The following is a 9,510-nucleotide window of genomic DNA, read 5'->3' as shown; positions in this document are numbered from 1 at the left end:
CGTTTCATCCCCGTGCCTCCATCTCTTTGGCCTGGCTGCGGTTGAACAGCAGAATCGGCACAATCAGGATCAACAGCATGACCACCGCCAGCGCGGACGCCACAGGCCAGTCGCGGTTGTTGAAGAACTCTTGCCACAGTACGCGGCCGATCATCAGGGTCTCCGGACCACCTAGCAGTTCCGGGATCACGAACTCGCCCACCACCGGAATGAACACCAGCATGCAACCGGCGATGATGCCGTTCTTGGCCAGCGGCACGGTGATTTTCCAGAAGCTGTTGAAGGTGCTCGAACCCAGGTCCGACGCGGCTTCCAGCAAGCTCTGATCGTGCTTCACCAGGTTGGCGTAGAGCGGCAGGATCATGAACGGCAAGTAAGCGTAAACGACGCCGATATACACCGCGATGTTGGTGTTGAGGATCTCGATCGGGTGTGAGGTCAGGCCTGTCCACATCAGGAAGCCGTTGAGCAAACCGTTGTTGCTGAGAATGCCCATCCATGCGTAGACGCGGATCAGGATCGCGGTCCAGGTCGGCATCATGATCAACAGCATCAGGACGTTTTGCGCTTCCTTGCTCGCCTTGGTAATGGCGTAGGCCATCGGGAAACCGATCACCAGGCACGCCAGTGTGCTGAAGAATGCGACCTTCAACGAACCGAGGTATGCCGAGAGGTACAACTCGTCTTCACCCAGCAACGTGTAGTTGCCGATATTGAGCAGCAGGTTGAATTTCTGCTCGGCGTAGGTGTAGATCTCCGAGTAGGGCGGAATGGCCAGCGCGGCTTCCGAGAAGCTGATCTTCATTACCAGGAAGAACGGCAACATGAAGAACAGGCACAGCCATACGAATGGAATGCCGATCACCAGTTTTCGCCCACTGGGCACCAGGCGCAGGAATTGCTGATTGAAGGTTCTCATGCGCGCAGTACCACGCCGCTGTCGTCTTCCCACCACACGTAGACCTGATCGTCCCAGGTCGGACGCGCGCCCCGGCGTTCGGCGTTGGCCATGAACGACTGGACAACCTTGCCGCCGGGCAGCTCGACGTAGAACACCGAGTGGCCGCCGAGGTAGGCGATGTCATGCACCTTGCCGCTGGACCAGTTGTAGCGCGTGTCGGGTTTGGTGGTGCTGACCAGCAGTTTTTCCGGACGGATCGCGTAGGTGATCGACTTGTCCTGCACCGACGTGCTGACGCCGTGGCCGACGTAGATCTTCTGTTCCAGGTCGGGGCTGTGAATGATGGCGTGACCTTCGAGGTCTTCCACCACGGTGCCGTCGAAGGCATTCACGTTGCCGATGAATTCGCAGACCATGCGGCTGACCGGCGCTTCGTAAATGTCCACCGGGCTGCCGATCTGGGCGATCCAGCCCAGGTGCATGATTGCAATGCGCTGGGCCATGGTCATGGCCTCTTCCTGGTCGTGGGTCACCATCACGCAGGTCACGCCAACGCGCTCGATGATCTCCACCAGCTCCAGTTGCATCTGCGAGCGCAGCTTTTTATCCAGCGCGCCCATGGGTTCGTCGAGCAACAACAGCTTCGGCCGCTTGGCCAGGGAACGGGCCAGCGCCACGCGCTGACGCTGACCACCGGACAACTGGTGCGGTTTGCGCTTGGCGTATTGGGTCATGTGCACCAGACGCAGCATTTCTTCCACACGGGCGTCAATTTCGGCGGCGGGCAAACGGTCCTGCTTGAGGCCGAAGGCGATGTTCTGCGCCACCGTCATGTGCGGGAACAGGGCATAGGACTGGAACATCATGTTGATCGGCCGTTCGTACGGCGGCATGTCGGTGATGTCGACACCGTCTAGCAGAATCCGGCCTTCGGTCGGGCGCTCGAAGCCGGCGAGCATGCGCAGCAGCGTCGATTTACCGGAACCGGAACCACCGAGCAGGGCGAAGATTTCGCCCTGATGGATTTCCAGGGACACATCGTCCACAGCGGTGGTTTCGTCGAATTTCTTGGTGACGCGGTCGACTTTCACCAGAACCTTTTTCGGTGCCTGGTGACCTTCAAGAGCCTTCCTGTAGATGCTGGAGGCGTTTGCCATGTGAAACTCCCAACAGGTTTCAGTCGTCGGGCCAACGCGGCCTGACTTAATAGTTGATTGCAAACCCGAGGCGAGCGATGCCGGCCAATTCATATGCGGTCCATGTGGGAGCTGGCTTGCCAGCGATGAGGCCCTGGCAGTCAACATGATCGTTGACTGACCAACCGTCATCGCTGGCAAGCCAGTTTCCACAGGGAATTGCATTTGCATTGCTGGCATCACCCATCCCGCCGGGCTTATTCGGCGCCGCCGTCCTGGCTGCCTGGTCGTGCTTGTTGTTATTGCAGTGTGTAGTTGTCGTGAAGGGCAGGCGTGCCAAGGCTCGCCTGTGATCTTCACGGGGCAGTAAATTGAATATTCGGGGTTTGAGTCAGCGCAAATTACGCAACGCCGCCCGTTGTCGGCACGCGTCACCAAACGCCTGGAAAATTCTCAGGTAGGGAGGGTTATCCAGCACCTGCCACTCCGGATGCCATTGCACACCGAGGGCGAAGGTTTTGCTGTGCTCGACCGAGACCGCCTCGATCAAGCCATCCGGCGCGACGGCTTCGGCGCGCAGGCCGGGGGCCAGTCGGTCAATGCCTTGGCTGTGAATCGAATTGACCTGGAACACCGTCGGCAGATCCAGCGCTTGGAACACACCGCCCGGTTGCACATTCACCTCATGTGCCGGTGCGTATTGCACGGCCAGGTCCGGGTGATTGGCTTCGCGATGATCGAGGAAGCCAGGGAGCTCATGGACCTTCTGATGCAGGCTGCCGCCGAACGCCACATTCATCTCCTGGAAACCCCGGCAGATGCCGAGCACCGGAACGCCGGCAGCGATGGCCGCACGGATCAGGGGGAGGGTAGTGGCATCCCGCGCCGGATCATGATCCGTGCCGGGGGCGCTGGCGGGGCCTTGATAGTGGAAGGGTTCCACATTCGAGGGCGAGCCGGTCAGCAACAGACCGTCAAGCTGCGGTAGCAGATCCTCGATTTCGGTCAGGTCGCCTAAGGAAGGAATAACGACGGGCAGCCCCAGCGCCGCAACGCTGACAGCGCGCAAGTACTTGTCGCCGCTGACGTGGTAGGGGTGCAGGCCAATCTGTTTGACGCACGCAGTAACGCCGATCAATGGCTTGAATGCCATTTTTATCACCTCGAAGTTTGACACTTGAACGAGCTTTTCCGGAGCTTAGCCTTGTTGATTTTAATTAACAACTCCCATGTAAAAAATTCTAAACGCCGCGCGTCCGATCTTCAGGATTTACAGGTGTTTCGAGGCTGGTTTGGCACTCTCGTGCCGCTTGGAGGCCCGAAAATAAAGGTCGAAAGGCGCGGTGTTCGCTATTGACTTCACTTTGCCTTTCGGATTGACTGGCTGCGTGAAAGGGCGGTGAACATAATAATTAACAGTAAAAAAATAGGTGCATCATGTCGGTCCCTCTGCGTACCGTTCAACTCAACGAAGCAAACGCATTCCTTAAGAAATATCCTGAGGTTTTGTACGTCGACCTTCTGATTGCGGATATGAACGGTGTGGTGCGCGGCAAGCGCATCGAACGCACCAGTCTTCATAAGGTTTACGAGAAAGGCATCAATCTGCCGGCTTCCCTGTTTGCTCTGGACATCAATGGCTCCACGGTGGAAAGCACCGGCCTGGGTCTGGACATCGGCGACGCCGACCGTATCTGCTACCCGATCCCAGGCACCCTGAGCATCGAGCCATGGCAGAAGCGCCCGACCGCGCAACTGCTGATGACCATGCATGAAATCGAAGGCGAGCCGTTCTTCGCCGACCCGCGTGAAGTGCTGGCCAATGTCGTGCGCAAGTTCGACGACCTGGGGCTGACCATCTGCGCCGCGTTCGAACTGGAGTTCTACTTGATCGACCAGGACAACGTGAACGGTCGACCGCAGTCGCCACGTTCACCGGTGTCCGGCAAACGTCCGATTTCGACCCAGGTGTATTTGATCGACGATCTCGACGAATACGTCGACTGCCTGCAAGACATCCTCGAAGGCGCGAAAGAGCAGGGCATCCCGGCAGACGCCATCGTCAAGGAAAGCGCCCCGGCGCAATTCGAAGTCAACCTGCACCACGTGGCTGACCCGATCAAGGCGTGCGACTACGCCGTCCTGCTCAAGCGTCTGGTGAAGAACATCGCCTATGACCACGAGATGGACACCACCTTCATGGCCAAGCCGTATCCAGGCCAGGCGGGCAACGGTCTGCACGTGCACATTTCGATTCTCGACAAAGAAGGCAACAACATCTTCGCCAGCGAGGATCCCGAGCAGAACGCCGCGCTGCGACACGCGATCGGCGGTGTGCTCGAGACCCTGCCGGCGCAGATGGCGTTCCTCTGTCCGAACGTCAACTCGTACCGCCGCTTCGGCGCACAGTTCTATGTGCCGAACTCGCCGAGCTGGGGGATCGACAACCGTACCGTGGCGGTGCGGGTGCCGACTGGCTCACCGGACGCCGTGCGCATCGAACACCGAGTGGCTGGCGCCGATGCCAACCCGTACCTGCTGATGGCGTCGGTATTGGCGGGCGTGCATCACGGCCTGACCAACCAGATCGAACCGGGCGCTCCGGTGGAAGGCAACAGCTACGAGCAGAACGAACAAAGCCTGCCGAACAACCTGCGCGATGCACTGCGCGAACTGGACGACAGCGAAGTCATGGCCAAGTACATCGACCCGATGTACATCGACGTGTTCGTGGCGTGCAAGGAGAGCGAGCTGGCCGAGTTCGAGAACTCCATTTCCGACCTTGAGTACAACTGGTACTTGCACACCGTGTAACAGCGCCGACACCCAACCCGTGGCGAGGGAGCTTGCTCCCGCAGGCCGCGTAGCGGCCCCAAAAGATGGGACTGCTGCGCAGTCCAGCGCGAGCAAGCTCCCTCGCCACAGGTTACTTACCACTCGCTCCGTCTGTTAACACGACCATCTATTCCCCTGCGTCGAGTCACAACAATGACAATTACTCGCAGCGATTGGGAGCAACGCTTCCAGTCCCTCACCATCGAGAGCCGTGCCTTCATCGACGGCCAATACTGCGCGGCTGCCAGTGGCGCCACGTTCGAGTGCATCAGCCCGGTGGACGGCCGTTTCCTGGCGAACGTCGCCAGCACCGATGAAGCCGATGCCAACGCCGCCGTCGCCGTGGCACGCCGCACGTTCGAATCCGGCGTCTGGGCCAACCTCGCCCCGGCTGAGCGCAAGCGCATCCTGATCCGCTTTGCCGACTTGATCCTGGCCAACCAGGAAGAACTGGCGTTGCTCGAAACCCTCGACATGGGCAAGCCGATCAGCGACTCCATGAGCATCGACATTCCGGCCGCCGCCAACGCGATTCGCTGGACCGCCGAGGCCATCGACAAGCTCTACGACGAAGTCGCCGCCACACCACACGATCAGCTGGGCCTGGTGACGCGCGAAGCGGCCGGCGTAGTGGCGGCCATCGTGCCGTGGAACTTCCCGCTGATCATGGCCAGCTGGAAATTCGCCCCGGCCCTGGCGATGGGCAACTCGTTCATCCTCAAGCCTTCGGAGAAGTCGCCACTGACGGCGATCCGCATCGCGCAACTGGCACTGGATGCGGGCATTCCCAAAGGCGTATTCAACGTTTTGCCAGGCTTCGGCCACACCGTCGGCAAGGCGCTGGCGTTGCACATGGACGTTGATGTGTTGGCCTTCACCGGCTCCACGGCGATTGCCAAGCAGCTGATGATCTACGCCGGACAAAGCAACATGAAACGCGTCTGGGCCGAAGCCGGTGGCAAGAGCGCCAACGTGGTGTTCGCCGACGCACCGGACTTGCGCGCTGCAGCACAGGCCGCCGCTGGCGCCATTGCCTTCAACCAGGGCGAAGTCTGCACGGCTGGCTCGCGCTTGCTGGTGGAACGCTCGATCCGGGATCAGTTCATTCCGCTGCTGGTGGAAGCCCTGCAAGGCTGGAAACCCGGACACGCGCTCGATCCTGCAACCACCGTCGGCGCGGTGGTCGACCAGCGTCAACTGGACAACGTGCTGCGCTACATCGCCATCGGCAAAGAGCAGGGCGCTCAGCTGATCGCCGGTGGCAGCCGCACCCTCGAAGACACCGGTGGCCAGTACGTGGAACCGACGATTTTCGACGGCGTCACCAATGCCATGACCATCGCCCAGGAAGAAATCTTCGGCCCGGTGTTGTCGGTGATCACCTTCGACACGGCGCAAGAAGCCCTGGCGATTGCCAACGACAGCATCTACGGCCTGGCCGCCGGTGTCTGGACCGCCAACCTGAGCAAGGCGCACACCTTCGCCCGTGGCCTGCGTGCCGGCAGCATCTGGGTCAACCAGTACGACGGCGGCGACATGACCGCGCCGTTTGGCGGGTTCAAGCAGTCGGGGAACGGTCGGGACAAATCGCTGCATGCGTTCGACAAGTACACCGAACTCAAAGCGACCTGGATCAAGCTCTAAGACCTTTATAAGCGGCGGTCGTCGGCACATTGTCGGCGACCTTCGGAGAAACGTATGAAACAGAACTCTTCAACCCAACAGCATGTAAACAGCTACTACGCCGCCACTCGCAACTTCACCGGTGATTTCCCGGTGCTCGAAGGCGCGGTGGACTGCGATGTCTGCGTGATCGGCGCAGGCTACACCGGGCTGTCTTCGGCGCTGTTCCTGGCCGAAGCGGGCTACAGCGTCACCGTGCTTGAAGCGGCGAAAGTCGGCTTCGGCGCCAGCGGGCGCAACGGTGGGCAACTGGTCAACTCCTACAGTCGCGACGTCGATGTCATCGAAGAGCGCTATGGCGACAAGACTGCCGAAGTGCTCGGCAGCATGATTTTCGAAGGCGCCGACATCATCCGTCAGCGCATACAGCACTACGACATCCAGTGCGACTACCGCCCCGGCGGCATTTTCGCGGCGATGAACAAAAAGCAACTCAAAGGTCTGGCCGAGCAGAAGAAGAGCTGGGAACGCTACGGCAACAAAAACCTGACACTGCTCGGCGAAGCCGATATCAAGCGCGAAGTCGGTTCCCAGGCGTACGTCGGTGGCTTGCTGGATATGCAGGGTGGCCACATCCATCCGCTCAACCTGGCCCTTGGCGAGGCTTCGGCAATCATCGGCCTGGGTGGCAAGATTTACGAACAATCGGCGGCGGTGGAAATCACTTACGGCGAACCGATCACTGTGCGCACGGCCAAAGGCGTGGTGAAGGCCAAGTACCTGTTGATCGCCGGTAATGCCTACCTGCCGCAAGGCCTCGACAACCGAGTGACCAGCAAGAGCATGCCGTGCGGCTCGCAGATCGTCGTCACCGAGCCGTTGTCGGCGCAGCAAGCGCGTAGCCTGATCAAGAACAACTACTGCGTTGAAGACTGCAATTACCTGCTCGATTACTACCGCCTGACCGCCGACAACCGCTTGCTGTACGGCGGCGGTGTGGTCTACGGCGCCCGTGAACCGGACGACATCGAGCAACTGATCCGCCCGAAAATCCTCAAGACCTTCCCGCAACTGAAGGACGTGAAGATCGACTATCGCTGGACCGGCAACTTCCTGCTGACCATGTCGCGCATGCCGCAATTCGGCCGTATCGAAAAAAACGCCTACTACATGCAGGGCTACAGCGGCCACGGCGTCACCTGTTCGCACCTGGCCGGCAAGCTGATTTCGGAAATGATCCGCGGCGACGCCGAGCGTTTCGACGCGTTTGCCTCGCTGCCGCACATGCCAATGATCGGTGGGCGAACCTTCTCGGCACCGCTGACGGCCCTTGGCGCGGTGTACTACTCGCTGCGTGATCGGTTCGGCATCTAAGTGTTACCTCACCGGTGGTGCCCCAATCAGGTGCCGCCGGTTTTTTACATCAAAAGCATCGCTTCCCCCGGTGGGAGCCGGCGTGCTGACGATTGCGGTGTGCCAGTTCAAATTGTAGGAGCAAGGCTTGCCCGCGATAGCACCCGTTCAGACGGCATTTGAACCGTCTGACAGACCGCTATCGCGAGCAAGCTTTGCGCCTACAGCAACATCCACAAACGTGATTTAATAGCCGCCTTTCACGTTTCCGGGACCGGAAAACGGCGTGATTCGCGCCGGCCATCCACCCCCATTACCCTTAAGTACCAAGCACATAAGGCTGTCATGGACACGGGCTCACGACTCAAATTAGTACGCGAAAGCTACAAACTGTCCCAGCGCGAGCTGGCCCGGCGTAGCGGCGTCACCAATGCCACCATTTCCCTGATCGAACAGAATCGAGTCAGTCCTTCCGTCAGCTCCCTGAAAAAGCTGCTCGAAGGCATCCCCATGTCCTTGGCCGACTTCTTCACCTTCGACCAGCCACCCCGGGAACACCAATACGTCTTCCGCGCCAACGAACAACCTGACCTGGGTCGCCACGGTCTGCGCCTGCTGTTGATCGGCGCTTCCGTACCGAGCCGGCAGATGCGTTTGCTGCGCGAGCAGTACGCGCCGGGTGCCAGTTCCGGTGAAGAGCCGATCGTGCATTCCGAAGGCGAAGAGTGCGGGCTGGTTACGCGCGGTACGGTCGAGCTCACCGTTGATGGCCAGATCAGCGTACTGAATGCCGGGGATGGCTATTACTTCCCGACAACGCTGCCGCACCGGTTCAGGAATATCGGGGCGGATGAGGCGGAAATCATCAGTGCGAATACGCCGGCGAACTTCTGACCGGGCAGCCCTTTGTTGTCGGTCGCGTTCGCAATGCCGCATCAATGGAAACTATTGCCTGCCACATCGTCTAAATTTCAGGGACTACTCCCGTCACGAAGGAACGACTTATGATCAGGTCTCGATCGTTGATTGCAGCGGTGACAAGCGTGGTGCTGGTTTTCGGCTCTGTGACTGCCCTGGCAGATCCCGGTAACGGGAAAGGTCAAGGGAACGGCAAGAACCACCCACAAAATGCCCAGGACCACGGCAACCAGGGCAGCCATGGCAACAAAGGAAAAAATTCCGGGGGCGGTGACTGGGGCAACGGCCCGAGCATCAATCGCTCAAATATCGTTGGCATTGTTGATGGCTACCGCGATTACTGGAGCCCAGGTCCTGCATTGCCACCGGGCATCCAAAAGAATCTTGCTCGCGGCAAGCCGCTTCCGCCAGGCATTGCCAAGAAGCTCGATGGCCGGTTGATCGGCAGATTGCCTCATTATGACGGGTACGAGTGGCAGCAAGTCGGCACGGATTTAATCCTGGTCGCGCTGGCTTCCGGGCTGATCTACGAAATTGTAAATAATGTGTTTGATTGAAGTTTGCACGCAGGAGCGGCCTGTCAGCCGTCCGTCGCGGTCTTTTGAACCGAAAGGGTGATATCGCGTCTTACGTTACGCGATATCAACCCCTACGGAAGCAATCATGCTTTTAAAAAACAAGAGTCTTCTAGCTGTCATGTCCTGCGCTTTGATGTTGGCAGCGGCCCCGTTGTTACCTGCTGAC

The 9,510-nt window shown here is 59.5% G+C and carries 8 protein-coding genes; 5 read left to right on the top strand and 3 right to left on the bottom strand.

Translation table 11 applies throughout. From position 1 onward, the window contains the following. Positions 1-4 precede the first annotated feature (4 nt). The 3 genes from D8V06_RS20320 to D8V06_RS20310 all read right to left on the bottom strand — a co-directional run bounded on the left by D8V06_RS20320 (position 5) and on the right by D8V06_RS20310 (position 3,190). Positions 5-886 (bottom strand): ABC transporter permease subunit, encoded by an 882-nt coding sequence (locus tag D8V06_RS20320; RefSeq protein WP_177336560.1) that lies wholly within the window; start codon positions 884-886, stop codon positions 5-7. Positions 887-915: 29 nt separating this feature from the next. Beyond that, complete coding sequence (gene potA, locus D8V06_RS20315; protein ID WP_056853451.1) at positions 916-2,058, bottom strand: polyamine ABC transporter ATP-binding protein; 1,143 nt, start codon at positions 2,056-2,058, stop codon at positions 916-918. A 370-nt stretch (positions 2,059-2,428) separates the two neighbouring features. Continuing rightward, a complete protein-coding gene (locus tag D8V06_RS20310) occupies positions 2,429-3,190 on the bottom strand; it encodes a gamma-glutamyl-gamma-aminobutyrate hydrolase family protein (RefSeq protein WP_130931672.1) in 762 nt (253 codons plus the stop codon). 284 nt (positions 3,191-3,474) lie between these two features. Between D8V06_RS20310 and D8V06_RS20305 the strand changes: the two genes are divergently transcribed. From D8V06_RS20305 to D8V06_RS20285, 5 genes are all read left to right on the top strand, one after another. Then, a complete protein-coding gene (locus tag D8V06_RS20305; RefSeq protein WP_056853453.1) occupies positions 3,475-4,851 on the top strand; it encodes a glutamine synthetase family protein in 1,377 nt (458 codons plus the stop codon). Between the two features lie 174 nt (positions 4,852-5,025). Continuing rightward, positions 5,026-6,516 (top strand): aldehyde dehydrogenase, encoded by a 1,491-nt coding sequence (locus tag D8V06_RS20300; RefSeq protein WP_130931671.1) that lies wholly within the window; start codon positions 5,026-5,028, stop codon positions 6,514-6,516. A gap of 54 nt (positions 6,517-6,570) precedes the next feature. Continuing rightward, the gene (locus D8V06_RS20295; protein ID WP_130906813.1) at positions 6,571-7,869 is read left to right on the top strand and encodes an FAD-binding oxidoreductase; all 1,299 of its coding nucleotides are present in this window, start codon (positions 6,571-6,573) and stop codon (positions 7,867-7,869) included. Between the two features lie 324 nt (positions 7,870-8,193). Beyond that, the gene (locus D8V06_RS20290; protein ID WP_007895886.1) at positions 8,194-8,742 is read left to right on the top strand and encodes a cupin domain-containing protein; all 549 of its coding nucleotides are present in this window, start codon (positions 8,194-8,196) and stop codon (positions 8,740-8,742) included. Between the two features lie 110 nt (positions 8,743-8,852). Next, positions 8,853-9,323 (top strand): anti-virulence regulator CigR family protein, encoded by a 471-nt coding sequence (locus D8V06_RS20285; RefSeq protein WP_056853456.1) that lies wholly within the window; start codon positions 8,853-8,855, stop codon positions 9,321-9,323. Positions 9,324-9,510: the final 187 nt, after the last annotated feature.

The sequence above is a fragment of the Pseudomonas sp. Sample_24 genome (assembly GCF_004307605.1).
Lineage (GTDB): Bacteria > Pseudomonadota > Gammaproteobacteria > Pseudomonadales > Pseudomonadaceae > Aquipseudomonas.
The sequence above is the reverse complement of the archived record's forward strand: the minus strand, read 5'-3'. Positions and strand labels throughout refer to the sequence as shown.

Excerpts from the sequence above, each read along its gene's own strand:
- D8V06_RS20305 (WP_056853453.1), top strand. The coding sequence starts at position 3,475 with ATGTCGGTCCCTCTGCGTACCGTTCAACTCAACGAAGCAAACGCATTC.
- D8V06_RS20310 (WP_130931672.1), bottom strand. The coding sequence starts at position 3,190 with ATGGCATTCAAGCCATTGATCGGCGTTACTGCGTGCGTCAAACAGATT.
- D8V06_RS20300 (WP_130931671.1), top strand. The coding sequence starts at position 5,026 with ATGACAATTACTCGCAGCGATTGGGAGCAACGCTTCCAGTCCCTCACC.
- D8V06_RS20285 (WP_056853456.1), top strand. The coding sequence starts at position 8,853 with ATGATCAGGTCTCGATCGTTGATTGCAGCGGTGACAAGCGTGGTGCTG.
- D8V06_RS20295 (WP_130906813.1), top strand. The coding sequence starts at position 6,571 with ATGAAACAGAACTCTTCAACCCAACAGCATGTAAACAGCTACTACGCC.
- D8V06_RS20290 (WP_007895886.1), top strand. The coding sequence starts at position 8,194 with ATGGACACGGGCTCACGACTCAAATTAGTACGCGAAAGCTACAAACTG.
- potA (WP_056853451.1), bottom strand. The coding sequence starts at position 2,058 with ATGGCAAACGCCTCCAGCATCTACAGGAAGGCTCTTGAAGGTCACCAG.